Below are 17644 nucleotides of genomic sequence, written 5' to 3'. Positions count from 1 at the left end.
CTGGATCCTGCCATGACGAACCCGCCCTTCGCGCTGCGCGGGCTCGATCATATCGTCCTTCGCGTGGTCGATCTCGACCGAATGCGCCGCTTCTACAAGGACGTCCTCGGCTGCATCGAGGAACGCGAGCAGGCGGGGATCGGCCTCTACCAACTTCGCGCGGGGCGCGCCCTCATTGACCTTGTCACCGTGACCGGCAAGCTCGGCGCAATGGGCGGGGAAGCGCCGGGGGCCGAGGGCCGTAATCTCGACCATTTTGCACTCGCAGTAGAGGGCTTCGACGAAGCTGCGATCCGCGCGCATCTTGCGGACCATGGCGTCGCGGTCGAGCAGGCGGGGCCGCGTTACGGCGCCGAGGGGGAAGGCCCATCGATCTACATTCGCGATCCGGAAGGCAATATCATCGAACTTAAGGGGCCGGCGGGCGCCTGAACGTCGCCCGTATCCCCGCCTCTTGCCACACCTTCCGTTTACGTTAAGGTCATCCCAAAATTGCAACCGGAGTGATTCATGGCCCTTCCCCCGATCTTCGATCGCCTGCGTCTTCCTGTCATCGGCTCGCCGCTCTTCATTGTCTCGGGGCCCGACCTTGTCATCGCCCAGTGCAAGGCCGGCATCGTCGGCAGCTTCCCCGCGCTCAATGCCCGCCCGCAATCGCTCCTCGACGAATGGCTCCACCGCATCACCGAGGAACTCGCCGCGTGGGACCGGGACAATCCCGACCGCCTCTCGGCGCCCTTCGCGGTCAACCAGATCGTCCACCGTTCGAATGACCGGCTCGAGGCCGACATTGCAACCTGCGAGAAATGGAAGGTGCCGATCACGATCACCTCGCTTGGTGCCCGCGAGGAACTCAACCAGGCCGTGCACAATTGGGGCGGCATCACGCTCCACGACGTCATAGACGACCGCTTTGCGCGCAAAGCGGTCGAAAAGGGCGCCGATGGGCTGATCCCCGTCGCCGCCGGCGCGGGCGGACACGCCGGCACCCAGTCGCCCTTTGCACTGGTGCAGGAAATTCGCAGCTGGTTCGACGGCCCCGTGGCGCTCTCGGGCGCAATTGCGCACGGCCGCTCGATCCTGGCGGCGCAGGCGTGCGGCGCCGATCTCGCCTATATCGGCAGCGCTTTCATCGCGACCGCGGAGGCCAACGCCGACGAGGGATATAAGGAGGGTATTGTCGCCGGGCGCGCGGGCGACATCGTCTATTCGAATCTCTTCACCGGGGTCCACGGCAACTATCTTCGCCAGTCGATCCTTGCCGCCGGCATGGACCCCGACAATCTTCCCGAGGGCGATCTGAAGACGATGAATTTCGGATCGGGTGGCAACACCAAGGCCAAGGCGTGGAAGGATATCTGGGGATCGGGCCAGGGAATCGGCTCGATCTCGGGAGTCCGACCCGCGGCCGAATTCATTGCCGACCTCGCAGCGCAATACCGCGACGCCTACCGCGAGCTTCAGAACAAATATATCGGATAGGAGCCTGTCAGGCCTTCAGATCGCGACCTGGCTGCCCAGCTCGACGACTCGATTGGTTGGCAGACGGAAATATTCCATCGCGCTTTGCGAGTTTCGCAGCATCCACGCGAACAGCTTTTCGCGCCAGATCGGCATTCCGGGGGATTTCGACGCAATCAGGGTCTGGCGCGACAGAAAGAAGCTCGTCTCGAGCATCTTGAACGCACCGCCACATCCGCCGACGCGGCTTAGCGCCGCGGGCACGTCGACCGGCTGCATGAAGCCATATTTCAGGATCAGCCGGTGAAAGCCCTGTCCAAGGTCATCGAGCGCGCAATGGTCGGCTTCGCGCACAAAGGGAACGTCCGCGATCTTGATCGTCAAAAGGATGATGCGCTGGTGCAGTACCTTGTTGTGCTTCAGATTATGAAGCAGCGCGTGCGGCACGCCGTCCGCGCTCGATGTCATGAACACCGCGGTCCCGGGGACACGTGTCGCGCTGTTCGCAGCCGACTTGACGAAGACCGGGATCGGCATCGCACCCGCGGCCATCTGCTGCTGCATCAGCTTGCGCCCGCGCGACCAGGTCGTGAGCATGGTGAAGATGGTCAGGCCGATCGCAAGCGGCACCCAGCCCCCGTCGGGGACCTTGATCAGGTTCGCACCAAAATAGGCGATATCGACCACGAAGAAGAGCGCGAGCAGCGGGACCGCCTTCCACGCCGGCCATTTCCAGAGGGCAAAGAGCACCACGCTCATCAGGCATGTGTCGATAAACATCGCCCCGGTCACCGCGATGCCGTAAGCGGCCGCAAGATTGCTCGATGATCCAAAGAAGAGGACGAGCAGGATCACCATCACCATCAGTCCCCAGTTGACGAGCGGGATGTAGACCTGGCCCTGCGCCGACGCGCTCGTATGCTCGACGCGCAGCCGCGGCATGAAACCCAACTGGATCGCCTGCTGAGTGAGCGAGAAGGCCCCCGAAATCACTGCCTGGCTTGCGATGATCGTCGCGAGCATTGCAAGCAGCACGACCGGAATCCGCCAGCTATCGGGCATCATCAGGAAAAAGGGATCCTGAATGATGCCGAGCCGAGCGCCCATGTCGGCCTCAAGCACCATCGCGCCCTGCCCCATGTAGTTGAACATGAGCGCGGGCAGCACGAAATAGAGCCACGACAGTCCGATCGGCGCGCGCCCGAAATGCCCCATATCGGTATAGAGTGCCTCGGCCCCCGTCACCGCGAGCACCACGGCTCCGAGCGCAATGAAGGCCGTAAAGCCGTCGAGGTAGAAGAAGCGCAGCGCGTTGACCGGGTTGATCGTGGCCAGGATGATCGTGGGATGCTCGATGATATGAATGAGGCCGAGCACCGCGAGCATCAAGAAGTAGCACAGCATGATCGGGCCGAACAAAGCGCCCACCTTGGCCGTCCCGTGCGATTGAATCGCAAAGATGCCGATCAGGATGGCCAGCGCGATCGGCACGATATAGGGCTGGAACCCGCTGTTGACGTAATTCAGTCCTTCGGTTGCCGACAGCACCGACATTGCCGGGGTGATCATGCTGTCGCCGTAGAAGAGCGCGGTTGCAAATACCCCGAGCAGGACGATGGGCCAGGTCCAGCGCTTTCCTTCCGATTGCCGGCTAATGAGAGCGAGCAGAGCGAGGCTCCCGCCCTCGCCCTTATTGTCCGCCTTCATGATCGTCAGCACATATTTGAAGGTGACGACGAGCATCATCGACCAGAAAACGAGGCTGAGCACCCCATAAATGTGCACCCGGTCGGCATCGATCGAATGGTGCCCGGCAAAGGTTTCGCGAAAGGCGTAGAGCGGGCTCGTCCCGATATCGCCGAACACCACGCCGATCGCGCCGACCGCAAGCTTGAGCTTGCCATCGCCGTGATGGGCAGGGCCCGTCTGGCCCGTGTCGGCGGCGGCCGCGGCGCTGTCCGCGCCTGCCGCCACCTGTTGCGACTCAGCAGTCATGGCGCCGCGCTTTAGACGAGCCTGCGCAAATAGAACAGGGGCGGATCACGGGCCTCGCGGCGCCTCGGACGGGAGCTCGGGTCCCATCGCCTCGCGAAGCTGCGCGAGGCGCATTTCAAGGTCGGCGCGCCACGGCGCTTCGGCGGGACTACGGGCAAGCAGGTCGCTCCATACCGCGTTTGCACCCTTAAGGTCACCGCTTTGCGCCATCGCAAGCCCGGCAAAAAATGGCGGCGCCGGATGCCCAGGCTCGCGTTTCGCCGCCTCATCGAAAGCGAGCGCCGCGGCGGGCGAGATCGCGCCGCCGCCGTGCGCGACAAGCGCGTTTCCGAGTCCTACCCAGAGGTCGACATTGTCCGGGTAACGCTCAAGACCCTTTTCCAGAGTCTGCGCCGCGAGCGCGGTCTTGCCGGTACGCGCAAAGCCGTCGGACATCGCAAGCCACTGCGCCGCCGGACCGAAGCGCTCGCTCATCCCCTGCCGCCGGTCGGCGATCGCCTCGCCAAAGCCATCGGGCTCCTCGACCTTTGCCACGGGCTTTCCGGGCAGCGCCGGGCTGCCCTGCAGCGCATAACCTGCAAGGCCGAGCATCAGCGCGGCCCCGGCGAGCGGCCGTGCCGCGGCCGGCAAACGCCCGAGCCACATCATGCCGCCAGCGGCGAGAAGCGCAGCAAGCGCGATCCAAAGCCAGATCATGGCTCTTCTTCCCCGCCCTCGCGGCGGAAGCGTCCGAAGGCCAGCCACCCGCCGACCCCGAGAAACAGGAGAGGTCCGAGCCAGAGCAGCGCCGTCGCCCCGTCGAAGGGCGGATCGTAGCTCACCCAGTTGCCATAGCGGGCGACAAGCCATTTGCGGATCGCGTCGGGGCTTTCGCCCGCGGCGATCTTCGTGCGCACTTCGTGCCGCATGTCGCCAGCAAGCGGCGCATCGCTATCGGCGATCGACTGTCCCTGGCAGACGAGGCAGCGCAGCGTTTCCATCAACGCTTTCGCCTTGGCTTCCTTCGCGGGATCATTGAGCTGCTGGTAGGCGTAGGGCGCCGGCGGCAAGCGGTCCTGCGCTCCGAGCGGAAGCGAGGTCAGCGTCATCATCGCCGCGATGAAGAGCCGCACCTTCATTTCATCGCCTCCAGCTTTGCCATGATCCGCGGGACGTCGTCAGCGAGAATGACCCCCTGGATCTGCTCGCGAATAATGCCCTTCCCGTCGATGAGGAAGGTTTCTGGCACTCCCGACGATCCGAGGGCGATCTGGACGCTGCTCTGCTGGTCCGACCCGATGCGGTCGAAGGGATTTCCGAATTCATTGAGAAAGGCCGCGACATCCTCGGGTCGGTCACGGATCGCGATGCCGTCGATGGGAACCCCTGCCCGCTTGAGCGCTTCAAGCTGCGCCGCCTCCGCCCGGCACGGAATGCACCAGCTCGCGAACACATTGACCAGCCGCGGCCGCCCGTCGGCAAGCTGACTGCTCTTGAGCCCCTCGACACCCGCAGTCGCAGGGGGAAGGTCGAAGAGCGGCATCGGCTTGTTGATCCACTGCGACTGTATGAGGGTCTCAGCCGGGGTCACCAGCCGGTAGACAAAGGCGCCGAACAACAGCGCCATGATCGCGAGCGGCACGAACAGGATCCAGCGATTCCTCATGGCGCGAAGCGCTCCTGTGCTTTCCTCGACCTATGCGTGCGCCAGATCGCGAGCAATTGGGCGCGGCCGAGCATCGACAGCGCCGCGCCGAGCGCGATGAGCGCGCCGCCGAGCCATATCCACCACACCAGCGGCTTCCACCACAGGCGGAGCTGGTAGCGATCTGCGGTGCCGTCAGGCGAGCTTACCGGCTGCCCGAGCACGACGTAAAGCTGTCCGCCGGGCCGTGTCAGCAGCGCCGCCTCGTTGGTTTCGGTCGGCGGGGCGCCCATCAGGCCTGGAAAAGTGCGGGCCTCGGGGCGCAAGGTAAAGCTCGCGCCCGATCCCGTGGTCGCCACAAGCCGCCCCTCGATCGCGGTGTAGTTCGGGCCGGCAATCGGCCGAACCCCCACGAAGGTCACGGCAAAGTCACCGACCTTGACCGTCTCGCCTGGCGCCGCCGCAACGAGCCGCTCCTTGATGAAGGCGCTTTCCGCGGCCATTCCCGCGAGCGCAACCGCGACGCCGAAATGCGCGATCACCATGCCCCAGGTCGGGAGCGGCGTCCGGCGGAGATTGCGACCCCAAAGCGGCGCGAAGCTCGCCACCGCGACGACCGCTGCCACGGTCATTCCCAGGAGCGGCAGGACGCGCACCGACCCGCCGAAAAGGACAAGGCCGAAGAGCACCAACGCGCCCGCCAGCACCGCAAGCGGCAAGCGCGACCAGAGGCGTTTTCCATCGTCGCGGCGCCACGCGAGCAGCGGCCCTGCGACCATGACGAGGCAGAGGATGAGGGCGAGCGGACCTGCAACCTTGTTGTAATAGGGCGGGCCCACAGAGATTTTCTCGCCCATCGCTTCAGCGACGATCGGATAGAGCGTTCCTAAAAGAACGAGCGCGAGGATCGTTGTCAGCAAGAGATTGTTGATCACGAGCGAGCCTTCGCGGCTCAACAGCGAGAATTTCTTGCCCTCCGCGACGGTCCCGGCGCGCAGCGCAAAAAGCGCGAGCGCCCCGCCGATATAAATTGCCATCAGGACAAGCAGGAAGGTGCCGCGCTCGGGATCGACCGCGAAGCTGTGCACGCTGGTCAACAGCCCCGAACGCACGATGAACGTGCCCACCATTGACATCGAAAAGCCGATCACCGCGAGCATCACCGTCCATGCCCGGAGCGCGTTGCGCGTTGCTGTCACAGCGACCGAGTGAAGGAGCGCCGCGCCCGCGAGCCACGGCACGAGCGACACATTCTCGACCGGGTCCCAGAACCACCAGCCGCCCCAGCCAAGCTCATAATAGGCCCAGTAGCTGCCCGCCGTGATACCGAGCGTCAGGAATATCCAGCTTCCAAGAACCCAGGGCCGCATGGCGCGCGCGAAGGCGGGTCCGATCTCGCGAGTGACCATTGCGCCCACCGCGAAGCTGAAGGCGACCGACAGGCCGACATAACCGACGTAGAGCGTCGGCGGATGGAAGGCGAGGCCCGGGTCCTGAAGCAAGGGGTTGAGTCCCTGCCCGTCGGGCGGTGCAATCGGCAGGCGATTGAAGGGATTGGAGGAGAAAAGGAGGAAGGCAAAGAAGCCGAGGCTGAGCGCTGCCTGCGCTGCAAGGGTTGCAACGAGCGTATCCTCGCGCAGCCGCCTTTCAAACAGCGCAACAAGGGCTCCCGACAGGCCAAGGATCGTCAGCCACAGGAGCATCGAGCCTTCGTGATTTCCCCAGGCGCCTGCGACCTTGAACAGCATGGGTTTAAGGCTGTGGCTGTTGCGCGCGACGAGCTCGACCGACATGTCGGAGCGGACGAACAGGGCGATAAGCAGGCCAAAGGCCGCGGCCGTCAGCGCGCCTTGCGCGACGCTCGCGGGCCGCACGAGCGATGCGAGATCCTTTGGTCCGCCGCGCAGGAACAGCGCCCCCGCGACGAGCGAGAGGCAGGCAAGCGCTGCGGCCATCCACAAGAGCGCAAGGCCAAGTTCGGCGATCATCGTTCGGCTCGCAAATATGGGAAGGAGGAGCGCCTCATTCCCCCGGCACCCGCTTCATGTTCTTCGGCATCTCGCCCATCTGCGGCGGCATGTAGCGCTCGTCATGCTTGGCGAGAATCCGGTCGGCCACGAAAACACCGTCGGCGCGCATGCGACCGTCGGCGACCATGCCCGAATTCTCGGCGAACAGGTCAGGGACTATACCCGTGAACTCTACGGGAACCGACGCCTTGCCATCGGTTGCAACGAAGCGGATCGTGACCCCGTCAGCCTGGCGCGCGATGCTCCCCGCTGCGACCATGCCGCCGAGCCGCATCGCCTCACCCGTCTCGGCTTTTCCAGCCCTCACCTCGGTCGGAGTACGAAAATAGGCTGCCTCGTCGCGCAGCGCGCTCGCGCCGAGAATTCCGGCACCTGCGATGCCGGCGAGCGCAAGGAGCGCGAGGACAAGCCGCTGGTGCTTGGGCTTCATCTGCCACGGTCCTTTCGCAGCGCGTCGCTTCGTCTCTCGGCCTTGGTCATTGCGCGCCAGCTATGCCAGAGCACCGCGCCCGTCAGCAGCGCGGCAAGCCCATAGGCGGCCGCGACATAGGCCCATTGGTCGCCCCCGCTGATCACCCCCGTCATCGCTCTAATCCTCCTCGTCGGCCATCCGCCGCAGCCGCGCCGTAACGCGATTATCGGCAATGATCCGCCGCATGCGCATCAGGACTATCGCGCCGAACAACAGCGAAAAGCCGAGCAAGGTCAAGCCAAGTGGCCACAAGAGAGCGCCGTCGATCGAGGATCCGCGCATCGTGATGCTCGGCCCTTGGTGCAGGCTGTTCCACCACACGACACTGCGATTAATGATCGGGATATTGACCGCGCCGACGAGCGCGTAGACCGCGGCGCCGCGCGGCAAAGTCCCCCCCTGCCGTCCGCCTTCATCGCCCATCGTCAACGCGACGAAGCCGGCATAGAGGAAGAGGAGAACGAGCATCGAGGTCATCCGGCCGTCCCACTCCCACCAGGTGCCCCAGGTCGGCTTGCCCCAGATCGAACCCGTGGCGAGACATAGCGCGGTGAAAAGCATCCCCGGCACCGCAATCGCGCGCGCCGCAATCCCCGCGAGCGGGTGGCGCCAGACAAGCTGGACAAGCCCCGCAACCGCAAGCCCTGACCAGCCGCCCATGCCGAGCCAGGCCGAAGGGACATGGACATAAAGAATGCGCGCCGTTTCCCCCTGCTTGTAATCGCCGGGGACCAGGACAAGTCCGGCCCACGCACCAGCGAACAGCAGCGCCATACCCAGGCCAAGCAGCCAAGGGGTCAGCGGGCGGGCAATGGCCAGGAAACGGGCAGGGTTCGCATAGGCGTGCATCGCGCGCGAAGCCTTAAGCGACGATGTCCCGGTGGTCCAGCATTATGGCGTGGACAGATTGTCCTTCTCCGATGCTCGAGAGCAGCTGCAGCGCAGCGTTTCCTAAAAGCTGCAGCGCGACAAGGGCCCATAGCAGGCACACCGCAATTACCTGTAACGTAATGCCAATATTGGCCCATGATCTGTTGCTCAATTATCACAGTGAACCGCAAAATATAATAATTGACCCATCGCTCGTCGAAAAAGGGTGGCGATGGCAGGCGCGGGGGCGGAGTTTTGGTCCACCGCATTTCGCGCAATAACAGGGAGCTTCACATGCGAACTTCTCATCCCCTCACCCTCCTCGCCCTTACGACGGCGCTGGCTACCACCTGCTGGGCGGCTCCCGCCGCCGCGCAGGACGCTGGCGCATCCGAGGAAGATGCAGACTCGCTGATCATCGTGACGGGCACGCGCCGTACCGACCGCACGATTGCCGACAGCAGCGTGCCGATCGATGTAATTTCGGCGGATTCGCTCGCCAATAGCGGCACCACCGAAACCAACCGGCTCCTCAACCAGCTCGTTCCCTCGTTCAACTTTCCGCAGCCTTCGCTCACCGATGGTACCGATTCCCTGCGTCCCGCGACGCTGCGCGGCCTCGCGCCCGACCAGGTGCTCGTTCTCGTCAACGGCAAGCGCCGCCACCTCTCGTCGCTTCTCAATCTGAACGGCTCGGTAGGTCGGGGCTCGTCGGGTGTCGACATGAACACGATCCCGCCCATCGCGATCGAGCGGATCGAGGTGCTGCGCGACGGCGCCTCGTCGCAATATGGGTCCGACGCGATCGCGGGGGTCATCAATATCCAGCTCAAGAAGAGCGTCGGCGGCCGGGCACAGATCACCTACGGCAAATATATCACGACGATGGAGGACGTGAAAAACGTCGCGAGCGTCGCGCCGACCACCGGCGCTTCCGACAATCCGGTCATCACCCTCACCGATTCCGACCGCACGCGGCGCGATGGGGGCACGCTGACGATGGCCACCAACATCGGCCTGCCGGTCGGCGACGATGGTTACCTGAACTTCACGGCCGAGTATAAGGACCGCTCGCCCACCAATCGCTCCGGCGCCGATCTTCGCCGCAACTATGCCGCGGCAGGCGACCCGCGCGAGACGACGATCGACCGCTTCTGGCATCGCTTTGGTGACGGCGAATCAAAAGATATGAACTTCTTTTACAACGCCGGCATGGATGCCGGCGGGTGGGAGCTCTACAGTTTCGGCAGCTATGGTGTGCGCGATGCGAATGCCGCGGGCTTCTTCCGCCGCGCTCTCGATGCCCGCAATGCCGACTGGGACAATGGCGGTGCACCGATCTACGAGGACGGCTATCTACCCTTCATTACGAGCACCATCCATGACATCGCGGTCGCCGGCGGCATTCGAGGCGAAGCGGGCGGCTGGAACCTCGACCTTTCGATCAACTATGGATCAAACCGGCTCGACTATGGCGTGGAGAACAGCGTCAACGTCTCGCTCGGTGGCGACCACAGTCCCCGCAAGTTCGACGCGGGCGGCATGCGCTATGGCCAGACCGCGGTGAATTTCGACGCCCAGCGTGATCTCGACATCGGGCTTGGCAATACCTCGCTGGCGCTCGGCGGCGAATGGCGGAACGAGAATTACAAGATCGTCGCAGGCGAGCCTGCAAGCTATGCTGTTGGCCCTTATTTCTACACGAACGGCGCCGGGGTCGGATCGCAGGTGTTCGGGGGCTTCCTGCCGAGCTCCGAGGTCGATGCCTCGCGCGACAGTTTTGCAGGCTATGTCGAGCTCGACGCGGACCTCAGCGACATGTTCAATATTCAGGTTGCGGGCCGCTACGAGCATTTCTCCGACTTCGGAGACACGGTGAACGGCAAGGTCGCAGCGCGCTTCGAGCCCGTCGACGGGCTCGCGCTGCGCGGGTCAGCATCGACGGGATTTCGCGCTCCCGGCATGGCGCAGCAATTCTTCTCCACCACCTCGACGGTCAATCTGACCGGCGTTGGCCTCGTGGAAGTTGGCACCTTTCCTGTCGGCTCGCCGATCGCGGTGGCGCTTGGCGCCCAGCCGCTCAAGCCCGAAAAGTCGGTGAATCTGGGCGGGGGCCTTGTATTTACCATGGTCCCGGGGCTCAATCTCACGGTCGATTATTACCGGATCAAGATCAAGGATCGCATCACCCTCACCGAAAACCTGCAGGGCGCAGACGTCCAGCAGATACTGGAAGATGCGGGGGTCCCGGGCTCGTCGGCGCGGTTCTTCATCAACGGGATCGACACGCGCACCCAGGGGCTCGACGTGGTTGCAAGTTACCGATTGCCCGACATGGGGATCGGCAAGGTGACGCTGACCGCGGGATACAACCTCAACGACACGAAGATCACCGACCGGCGAACCTTCAGCGGCTTTACCGCTGCGCGCCTGTTCGCGCGGCCCGAAAGCCTTCGTCTCACCGAGGGGCAACCGTCGAACAAGCTCAACATCGGGCTCGATTGGGAATCGGGTCCCGCCGGCCTGACCCTGCGGGGCAACCGCTATGGTTCGGTGTTCATCCCGGGGCCGAGCGGTGACATCGCCATTGCGAAGGGCGATGCACCGGGTGACATTACCCTGTCGCCCAAATGGGTCGTCGATCTCGAAGCGCGCTTCCGTCCTGTCGAAGCGGTCCAGCTCGCCGTCGGCGCGAACAACCTGCTCGACGAATATCCCGACCGTTTGCCCTACGGGGTCGTGGGCGGCTTCGACTACGGGCTCAACAATGCCTTCCTGCCCTATTCGTCCTTCTCGCCCTTCGGCTTCAGCGGCCGCTTCGTCTACGGACGTTTGTCCGTCGATTTCTGACGGGGCGCCATAATAGTATCGATGCGGCCGGGAGCTATGCTTCCGGCCGCGTCCATATCCAGCTTCCGGTGACCGCGGCGGCGATGACCGGTAGCATGACCCACGGCCAGGGCGAGAAAATTGCGGCGAGAAGGATGCTGATCGCGAAGGCCGTCGTCGCGGCGATCTTCCCCTTGCGGCTGATCGAACCTTTCTCGCGCCAGGCAAGGATATGGTGTCCGAACTGCGGATGCGTCACCAGCCACGCCTCGAGCCGGGGCGAGGAGCGCGCGAAACAGAAAGCGGCCAGGATCACGAATGGCACAGTCGGCAGCAACGGCAGGAAAGCGCCTAGCGCGCCCAGTGCGAGCGACGCCCAGCCGCTGACGAGATAGAAGTGCCGCTTCATGCGGCCATGGGCTTAGCGCAAATCAGAGTGGACGCCAGCCGCCAATTGTAGCCGCCCGGCGGGAGGAAGCATCGCCGCCCGTGGCAGGAGGCCCCTGCGCAGATCACGGCTTCGGCCGGTCGAGGCGCCCTACCCTCGCCCGATCAGCTTCTGGGCCATGCGGTCGGCCACCACGGCCGCCGGCGTGCCGCTCGCCTTGCTCTCGGCCCAAATCTCGGCAAGGCGGCCGGGTATCTGGCGGATCCGGCTTTCAACCTCTTCGCGGCTCCCCTGTCCCAGATACTCCAGTGCCACGTTGATGATGCCGCCGGCGTTGATCACATAATCAGGGGCATAGACGATCCCGCGATCGTGGATACGCTGGCCGTCAGCAGCCGTCGCAAGCTGGTTGTTCGCAGCGCCCGCAACGATCGACACCTTGAGCCGTTCGATGCTTTTCTCGTTCAGGATCGCACCGAGGGCGTTCGGGCTCAGCACGTCAGCCTCAATTTCCATGATCGCCGCCGAATCGGCGAGCTCGGCACCGAGTTCGTCGGCCAGCGCCTTCGCCCGCGTGAGGTTGACGTCGGCCAGGGTCAGCTGCGCGCCTTCCGCCGCAAGCCTCCGCGCGACCCCCGCACCGACGCTGCCGACGCCCTGGATGGCGATCCGCACATCCTTCGCACTGTCGGTCCCGAGGCCTTCGCGGATGGCCGCCTTGATCCCGAGATAGACGCCAAACGCAGTCAATGGTCCGGGGTCGCCCCCCGCTTCGCCGCTCGCCACGGGTAGTCCCGAGACATGTTTGGTGTGTCTTGCAATTTCGACCATGTCAGCATCCGTGATCCCGACATCTTCGGCCGTCACATAAGCCCCGCCGAGCGATTCGACCGCCCGCCCGAAGGCAGCGAGGAGTTCGGGGCTCTTCGCTGCGCCTTCGTCTGCGAGAATCACGCCCTTGCCGCCGCCCATCGGCAGCCCCGCCATCGCATTTTTGTAGCTCATCCCGCGCGACAGCCGCAGGGCGTCCGTGATCGCTGCGGCCCGCTGCGGATAATGCCAGTAGCGCACCCCGCCGGCGCCGGGCCCCAGATGCGTCGAATGCACGGCGATCACCGCCGTGAGCCCGCTCGCCCGGTCGCGGAACATGTGGACATGTTCGTGATCGTCGAAATCGGCGAAATCCCAGACAGCGGACATGGCTTGACCCTTCACGTTAAAAAATTACGCAAAGATGTAATAAAGCAACGTCGGCGCAGAGTCACGCCAAAGGTTGAATCGCGCATGACGTGGGAAAATGGGGCGACCGATGGGACTTGAACCCACGACCCCCGGTACCACAAACCGGTGCTCTAACCAACTGAGCTACGATCGCCACAAGGCCGGACGGACATGCCGCCGACAGCGCGCGGGCGATAGGCGGCACGCCCCTTTTCGTCAAGCATTGTTCGCACCGAGGGCAACGCCTAGAAGCGCATCATGGCCGAAAACCGATCCGTCGACATGGCTACGTCGTGTGCCGACCAGACCGCCGCGCGGCTTGCTGGCGTTCCAAGGATCCGGCGCGCGCCGACGGAAAAGCTTGAACAGTTCATCCTGCCCGGCTTTCTCGACCCGGCAAGCTGCGCGGCATTGGTCGAGAGGATCGACCGCGACGTGCGGCCGTCGACAATCGCCGATCCCAATGGCGACGAAGCGTTCCGTACAAGCACAACCTGCGACCTTGATCACCGCGATCCGCTCGTTCGCTCCGTCAACGCAAAGCTGCACGCGCTTACCGGGATCCCGCTTGAGTTTGGCGAGCCGCTCCAGGGACAGCGCTATGATGTCGGACAGGAGTTCAAGGCGCATACAGACTTCTTCGACCCCCATGGTGCGGATTGGGAGACCTATTGTACCGTCCCGGGCCAGCGCAGCTGGACGCTGATGGTTTACCTCAATGAGCCCGCGGCCGGCGGTGCGACGCGGTTCCTCGCGACCGGCAAGATCCACCGGCCTGAAACGGGAAAGCTCCTCGCCTGGAACAATATCGGCGCTGGCGGCGAGCCCAACTCCGATACGCTCCACCATGGGATGAAGGTGCGCAAGGGGCGCAAATACATCATCACGAAATGGTTTCGCGAGCGCCCCTGGCCTTGGGCCGAAGAAGAACTTTCGGACTGATGTGCGCGAGCCGGGGCTCCACACACATGGGCCCGGCTTGCGCCGGGGCCCGATCCCCTTACGGCACCAACCGGTACTGGAAACTCAGCGTCAGCGTATTGCCGACCTGTCCCGGCTCGACCGGAGTCGATTTTGCAGCTTCCATGGCCTGAAGCCGCGCCACCGGCATCGGGGGCTGCGGGCCGCCGAAACTCCCTTCGCTGATCGAGACAAGCTGGGCGCCGCTGAAGCCGGTGAGCTTGGCATAATCCTGCGCCTTTGCCTCCGCAGCCTTGATCGCTGCCCCGCGCGCGCCGACCAGCATCGCGTCAGGGTCCTTCATCGCGAACCAGGGCCCATCGACATTGGTGCCGCCTGCTGCGACCAGCGCGTCAAGCAGCGGTCCGATGTCGTCGATCCTGTTCGTGGTTGCGCGAACGCTGTTCGAAACCTGATAACCAAGGAAGCGCGGCGGCTGGCCGTCGCCGCGATTGTTATAATCATATTGCGGCGACAGGTTGATGCCGCTCGTCTGGATATTTTCGGCCTTGATGCCCTTTGCCTTGGCGGCCGCGATCAGCTTGTCCATTGCCGCAGCGTTGGCCTGCATCGCTGCCACCGCGGTCGGCGCAGTCGTTGTGACCCCGGCGCCGATGGTCGCCTGGTCGGGGCGGGCACGGACCTCCTCGCTGACCGTAAAGCTCAATATTGGGCCCTGCTGCGTCGCTGTCGTCACCGTCGTTCCTCCTGGCTGCGCAAGCGCGGGCGCGGCGGCCAATAGCGCGAGCCCGCCGGCCATAGCGGTGAACATGGACTTCGTCATTTCAATCTCCTGTACGCCGGACGTCCGGTCCCTGTTGGTCTCCACCCCGTAACGCTGACGGAGCAGACCCGTTCCGCCCTTGCGCGGAGGCGGCTTGCATCAGGCTGAACGCATCGGTAGCGAGCCGTTCATCATGGCAGCCCCCATTCTCTCTTATGAAGGCCTCGGCCTGGTCCAGGGCAGCGGATGGCTGTTCCAGGACCTCGATATCTACATCGGCGCGCGCGACCGGCTTGCGCTGATCGGCCGCAATGGTGCGGGCAAGACGACCTTGCTCAAGCTGCTCGCCGGCCACATCGACGCCGACAAGGGCAAGCGCACGATCGTCCCGGGCACGCATGTGGTTCTTCTTGAACAGGAGCCCGACTTCACGGGCTTTGTCACGCTGATGGATTATGCGACAGGCGGCGAGCTCGCCCCCGCCGAGCATGAGGTTGCCGCGATCGCCGACCAGCTCGGCATCGACATGACGCGCGAGGCCGCCAGCGCTTCGGGCGGGGAGCGCCGCCGCGCCGCGATCGCCCGCGCGCTCGCGCAAAATCCCGACGTATTGCTGCTCGACGAACCGACGAACCATCTCGACCTCGCCGCGATCGACTGGCTCGAAGGGTGGCTGTCGCGCTTTGCGGGCGCTTTCGTCGTCATCAGCCACGACCGCACCTTCTTGACCCGCCTGACCCGCCAGACCCTGTGGCTCGACCGCGGGAACATCCGGCGAAAGGAGATCGGCTTCGGCGGCTTCGATGCATGGACCGAGGCTGTCTTTGCCGAGGAAGCCCGCGCCGCCGAAAAGCTTGATGCCAAGCTCCGACTCGAGGCCCACTGGCTCGAACGTGGCGTGACCGCGCGGCGCCGCCGCAATCAGGGCAGGCTCGAGAAACTGATGGAGATGCGCGCCGCGCGCGCCGCGATGATTGGCGGTCCCGGAGTCGCGAAGCTCGGGCTGGCCAACGACGATGTCCGGTCGAAATCGGTGATCGTGGCCGAGCACATCACCAAATGCTTTGGCGAGCGGGTGATCATCAAGGATTTTACCTTTCGCATCCAGCGCGGCGACCGGATCGGTATCGTCGGTGCCAACGGTGCGGGCAAATCAACCCTGCTGAAGCTGCTGACCGGCGAAATCGCTCCGGACGAAGGGAGCGTCACCCTCGCTCCGACGCTCGACGGCATCGTCATCGACCAGCAGCGAAGTCTTCTCTCGCCGGAGAAGAAGGTGCGGGACATCCTTGCCGATGGGGGCGACTGGGTCGAGGTCCGCGGGGTCAAGAAGCATGTCCAAGGATATCTGAAGGATTTTCTCTTCGACCCCGCCATCGCCGATGCGAACGTTGGCGCATTGTCGGGGGGCGAGCGTTCGAGGCTTCTTCTCGCACGCGAATTTGCCCGGGAATCGAACCTTCTCGTCCTCGATGAGCCGACCAACGACCTTGACCTTGAGACGCTCGACCTCTTGCAGGAGGTCATCGCCGATTATGACGGAACGGTGCTGCTGGTCAGTCACGACCGCGACTTCCTCGACCGAACGGTCACGGTGACCTTGGGTCTCGACGGCTCGGGCAAGGTCGATGTCGTCGCCGGCGGATATGCAGATTGGGAAGCAAAGCGGGTGAAACCCGTCGCGGCCAAGGCGAAAGCGCAGGCCGCTCCGGCCCCGCCCTCCCCGCCTCAGGCGCGCAAGAAGCTGAGCTACAAGGATCAGCGTGACTACGACCTTCTCCCCGCGCGGATCGAGGCGATCGAGGCGGAAATGACGGGGATCGAGACCGAGCTTTCCGACGGCAGCCTCTTCAGCCGCGATCCCGCCCGCTTCACGGCGCTGACCGAGAAGCTGGAGGCGCTGCGCGGCGAAAAGGCTGCAGCCGAAGACCGCTGGCTCGCGCTCGCCGAAGAGGTGGAGGCATTGGGCTAAACCTGGCTTCCTCAGGCCGTGCTCTTTTCCGCCCTTTCGCCCTTGCCAGCGCGCTGCGAACGATTAAGGGACGGACCGGTTTTCTTGGGCAACCCATCTGGGACCCCGGCTTTTGGGAGTTCATCATGACGATCAATTTTGACGGACGCGTGGCCATAGTGACCGGCGCCGGCGGTGGGCTCGGCCGCGCATATGCGCTCGAACTCGCGCGGCGCGGGGCGAAGGTGGTCGTCAACGATCTTGGCGGCGCACGCGATGGTACGGGGCATTCGGACGCAGCGCTCGAGGTGGTCGAGGAAATCCGCGCGGCGGGCGGCACCGCCATGTCGAACGGCGGCAGCGTGACGGAATATGAGCAGATGGCCGAAATGGTGGCAAAGGCGAAGGAAGAATGGGGCGGCGTTCACATTCTGGTCAACAATGCGGGGATCCTGCGCGACAAGAGCTTCGCGAAGATGACGATGGAGGATTTCGACCTCGTCGTGAAGGTCCACCTCATCGGCAGCGCCAACGTCACCAAGGCATGCTGGGACCTGATGCGCGAACAGGCCTATGGCCGCATCCTGATGACCGCCTCGTCGACGGGGCTCTACGGCAATTTTGGCCAGGCAAATTATGGAGCGGCAAAGCTCGGCCTCGCAGGGCTTACCAAGACGCTTCACCTTGAAGGCGCAAAATATAATATCCGCTGCAACACCATCGCACCGGTTGCAGGAACGCGCATGACCGAGGACATCTTCCCGCCCGAACTGTTCGAAAAGTTCACACCGGAAAATGTGGTGCCCGCGGCGCTCTTCCTCGTCAGCGAGGACGCCCCCACCAACATGATCGTCGGCGCGGGCGCGGGGGCCTATCACGCCGCCTATGTCACCGCGACGCCTGGCGTCGCGCTCCCCGAGGACGAGCGCACCCCCGAAGGCATTGCTGCCGCGTGGGACAAGATCACCGACCGCACCGGCGAAATCGTCCCGCAATCGGGAAGCGAACAGTCGATGATCGTGATGAAGGCGCTGCAGGCGCTTGGCTGAAGCTGACACCCCCCTGCCAGGCAGGAACGCCCTGTCGGCGTTCCTGCCTGGGGGACCTACCGCGCTGCGG

Annotated in this window: 17 protein-coding genes and 1 tRNA gene; 6 read left to right on the top strand and 12 right to left on the bottom strand. The window is 64.3% G+C overall.

Going from position 1 to position 17644, the window contains the following annotated elements; genetic code table 11:
• The first annotated feature begins 12 nt into the window (after nucleotides 1–12).
• Nucleotides 13–432, top strand: coding sequence for a VOC family protein (locus tag LH20_RS07620; RefSeq protein WP_053553697.1), 420 nt, complete (start codon nucleotides 13–15; stop codon nucleotides 430–432).
• A gap of 78 nt (nucleotides 433–510) precedes the next feature.
• Nucleotides 511–1482: an NAD(P)H-dependent flavin oxidoreductase gene (locus LH20_RS07615; protein ID WP_053553696.1), complete on the top strand. Its 972-nt coding sequence runs from the start codon at nucleotides 511–513 to the stop codon at nucleotides 1480–1482.
• A gap of 15 nt (nucleotides 1483–1497) precedes the next feature.
• On the opposite strand, the gene LH20_RS07610 is transcribed toward LH20_RS07615, so the two are convergent.
• The 8 genes from LH20_RS07610 to ccmC are packed head-to-tail and all read right to left on the bottom strand — an operon-like array spanning nucleotide 1498 to nucleotide 8431.
• The gene (locus LH20_RS07610; protein WP_053553695.1) at nucleotides 1498–3456 is read right to left on the bottom strand and encodes a potassium transporter Kup; all 1959 of its coding nucleotides are present in this window, start codon (nucleotides 3454–3456) and stop codon (nucleotides 1498–1500) included.
• Between the two features lie 45 nt (nucleotides 3457–3501).
• A complete protein-coding gene (locus tag LH20_RS07605) occupies nucleotides 3502–4152 on the bottom strand; it encodes a tetratricopeptide repeat protein (RefSeq protein ID WP_053553694.1) in 651 nt (216 codons plus the stop codon).
• Nucleotides 4149–4574 carry a cytochrome c-type biogenesis protein gene (locus tag LH20_RS07600; protein ID WP_053553693.1) on the bottom strand — a complete coding sequence of 142 codons (426 nt, stop codon included), beginning with the start codon at nucleotides 4572–4574 and terminating at the stop codon, nucleotides 4149–4151. Before LH20_RS07600 ends, LH20_RS07605 begins: the two co-directional genes overlap by 4 nt.
• Nucleotides 4571–5101 carry a DsbE family thiol:disulfide interchange protein gene (locus LH20_RS07595; protein WP_053553692.1) on the bottom strand — a complete coding sequence of 177 codons (531 nt, stop codon included), beginning with the start codon at nucleotides 5099–5101 and terminating at the stop codon, nucleotides 4571–4573. Before LH20_RS07595 ends, LH20_RS07600 begins: the two co-directional genes overlap by 4 nt.
• On the bottom strand, nucleotides 5098–7068 hold the full coding sequence (locus tag LH20_RS07590) for a heme lyase CcmF/NrfE family subunit (RefSeq protein WP_053553691.1): 1971 nt from the start codon (nucleotides 7066–7068) through the stop codon (nucleotides 5098–5100). Before LH20_RS07590 ends, LH20_RS07595 begins: the two co-directional genes overlap by 4 nt.
• A gap of 34 nt (nucleotides 7069–7102) precedes the next feature.
• Nucleotides 7103–7540: a cytochrome c maturation protein CcmE gene (ccmE, locus tag LH20_RS07585; protein ID WP_053553690.1), complete on the bottom strand. Its 438-nt coding sequence runs from the start codon at nucleotides 7538–7540 to the stop codon at nucleotides 7103–7105.
• Nucleotides 7537–7695 (bottom strand): heme exporter protein CcmD, encoded by a 159-nt coding sequence (locus LH20_RS23280; protein ID WP_144423547.1) that lies wholly within the window; start codon nucleotides 7693–7695, stop codon nucleotides 7537–7539. The genes ccmE and LH20_RS23280 overlap by 4 nt, the downstream gene beginning before the upstream one ends.
• A gap of 4 nt (nucleotides 7696–7699) precedes the next feature.
• The gene (gene ccmC / locus LH20_RS07580; RefSeq protein ID WP_053553689.1) at nucleotides 7700–8431 is read right to left on the bottom strand and encodes a heme ABC transporter permease CcmC; all 732 of its coding nucleotides are present in this window, start codon (nucleotides 8429–8431) and stop codon (nucleotides 7700–7702) included.
• 315 nt (nucleotides 8432–8746) lie between these two features.
• Here ccmC and LH20_RS07575 point away from each other — a divergent pair, with 315 nt between their 5' ends.
• On the top strand, nucleotides 8747–11302 hold the full coding sequence (locus LH20_RS07575) for a TonB-dependent receptor plug domain-containing protein (RefSeq protein WP_053553688.1): 2556 nt from the start codon (nucleotides 8747–8749) through the stop codon (nucleotides 11300–11302).
• 34 nt (nucleotides 11303–11336) lie between these two features.
• Here the strand turns inward: LH20_RS07575 and LH20_RS07570 are convergent, their stop codons facing one another.
• From LH20_RS07570 to LH20_RS07560, 3 genes are all read right to left on the bottom strand, one after another.
• A complete protein-coding gene (locus LH20_RS07570) occupies nucleotides 11337–11690 on the bottom strand; it encodes a YbaN family protein (protein ID WP_053553687.1) in 354 nt (117 codons plus the stop codon).
• A 129-nt stretch (nucleotides 11691–11819) separates the two neighbouring features.
• The gene (locus tag LH20_RS07565) at nucleotides 11820–12869 is read right to left on the bottom strand and encodes a Glu/Leu/Phe/Val family dehydrogenase (RefSeq protein WP_053553686.1); all 1050 of its coding nucleotides are present in this window, start codon (nucleotides 12867–12869) and stop codon (nucleotides 11820–11822) included.
• A gap of 98 nt (nucleotides 12870–12967) precedes the next feature.
• Nucleotides 12968–13044: transfer RNA gene (locus LH20_RS07560), tRNA-His, on the bottom strand.
• A gap of 128 nt (nucleotides 13045–13172) precedes the next feature.
• Here LH20_RS07560 and LH20_RS07555 point away from each other — a divergent pair.
• On the top strand, nucleotides 13173–13832 hold the full coding sequence (locus LH20_RS07555; protein ID WP_235527149.1) for a prolyl hydroxylase family protein: 660 nt from the start codon (nucleotides 13173–13175) through the stop codon (nucleotides 13830–13832).
• 58 nt (nucleotides 13833–13890) lie between these two features.
• Here the strand turns inward: LH20_RS07555 and LH20_RS07550 are convergent, their stop codons facing one another.
• Entirely contained in the window at nucleotides 13891–14634 is a 744-nt protein-coding gene (locus LH20_RS07550) for an SIMPL domain-containing protein (protein ID WP_053553684.1), read from the bottom strand.
• 133 nt (nucleotides 14635–14767) lie between these two features.
• On the opposite strand from LH20_RS07550, the gene LH20_RS07545 reads away from it, so the two are divergent.
• Nucleotides 14768–16546 carry an ABC-F family ATP-binding cassette domain-containing protein gene (locus LH20_RS07545; protein ID WP_053556160.1) on the top strand — a complete coding sequence of 593 codons (1779 nt, stop codon included), beginning with the start codon at nucleotides 14768–14770 and terminating at the stop codon, nucleotides 16544–16546.
• Between the two features lie 125 nt (nucleotides 16547–16671).
• Nucleotides 16672–17574 carry an SDR family oxidoreductase gene (locus tag LH20_RS07540; protein ID WP_053553683.1) on the top strand — a complete coding sequence of 301 codons (903 nt, stop codon included), beginning with the start codon at nucleotides 16672–16674 and terminating at the stop codon, nucleotides 17572–17574.
• The last annotated feature ends 70 nt before the right edge of the window (nucleotides 17575–17644 follow it).

The sequence above is a fragment of the Sphingopyxis sp. 113P3 genome, assembly GCF_001278035.1.
Lineage (GTDB): Bacteria > Pseudomonadota > Alphaproteobacteria > Sphingomonadales > Sphingomonadaceae > Sphingopyxis.
This window is presented reverse-complemented; position numbering and strand designations above follow the sequence as displayed.

What these genes read in the sequence shown, in the direction of transcription:
- LH20_RS07595 (WP_053553692.1), bottom strand. Translation starts at nt 5,101, where the DNA reads ATGAGGAATCGCTGGATCCTGTTCGTGCCGCTCGCGATCATGGCGCTG.
- LH20_RS07570 (WP_053553687.1), bottom strand. Translation starts at nt 11,690, where the DNA reads ATGAAGCGGCACTTCTATCTCGTCAGCGGCTGGGCGTCGCTCGCACTG.
- LH20_RS07620 (WP_053553697.1), top strand. Translation starts at nt 13, where the DNA reads ATGACGAACCCGCCCTTCGCGCTGCGCGGGCTCGATCATATCGTCCTT.
- LH20_RS07590 (WP_053553691.1), bottom strand. Translation starts at nt 7,068, where the DNA reads ATGATCGCCGAACTTGGCCTTGCGCTCTTGTGGATGGCCGCAGCGCTT.
- LH20_RS07565 (WP_053553686.1), bottom strand. Translation starts at nt 12,869, where the DNA reads ATGTCCGCTGTCTGGGATTTCGCCGATTTCGACGATCACGAACATGTC.
- LH20_RS07575 (WP_053553688.1), top strand. Translation starts at nt 8,747, where the DNA reads ATGCGAACTTCTCATCCCCTCACCCTCCTCGCCCTTACGACGGCGCTG.
- LH20_RS07600 (WP_053553693.1), bottom strand. Translation starts at nt 4,574, where the DNA reads ATGAAGGTGCGGCTCTTCATCGCGGCGATGATGACGCTGACCTCGCTT.
- ccmC (WP_053553689.1), bottom strand. Translation starts at nt 8,431, where the DNA reads ATGCACGCCTATGCGAACCCTGCCCGTTTCCTGGCCATTGCCCGCCCG.
- LH20_RS07555 (WP_235527149.1), top strand. Translation starts at nt 13,173, where the DNA reads ATGGCTACGTCGTGTGCCGACCAGACCGCCGCGCGGCTTGCTGGCGTT.
- LH20_RS07615 (WP_053553696.1), top strand. Translation starts at nt 511, where the DNA reads ATGGCCCTTCCCCCGATCTTCGATCGCCTGCGTCTTCCTGTCATCGGC.
- LH20_RS07550 (WP_053553684.1), bottom strand. Translation starts at nt 14,634, where the DNA reads ATGACGAAGTCCATGTTCACCGCTATGGCCGGCGGGCTCGCGCTATTG.
- LH20_RS07545 (WP_053556160.1), top strand. Translation starts at nt 14,768, where the DNA reads ATGGCAGCCCCCATTCTCTCTTATGAAGGCCTCGGCCTGGTCCAGGGC.
- ccmE (WP_053553690.1), bottom strand. Translation starts at nt 7,540, where the DNA reads ATGAAGCCCAAGCACCAGCGGCTTGTCCTCGCGCTCCTTGCGCTCGCC.
- LH20_RS23280 (WP_144423547.1), bottom strand. Translation starts at nt 7,695, where the DNA reads ATGACGGGGGTGATCAGCGGGGGCGACCAATGGGCCTATGTCGCGGCC.
- LH20_RS07610 (WP_053553695.1), bottom strand. Translation starts at nt 3,456, where the DNA reads ATGACTGCTGAGTCGCAACAGGTGGCGGCAGGCGCGGACAGCGCCGCG.
- LH20_RS07605 (WP_053553694.1), bottom strand. Translation starts at nt 4,152, where the DNA reads ATGATCTGGCTTTGGATCGCGCTTGCTGCGCTTCTCGCCGCTGGCGGC.
- LH20_RS07540 (WP_053553683.1), top strand. Translation starts at nt 16,672, where the DNA reads ATGACGATCAATTTTGACGGACGCGTGGCCATAGTGACCGGCGCCGGC.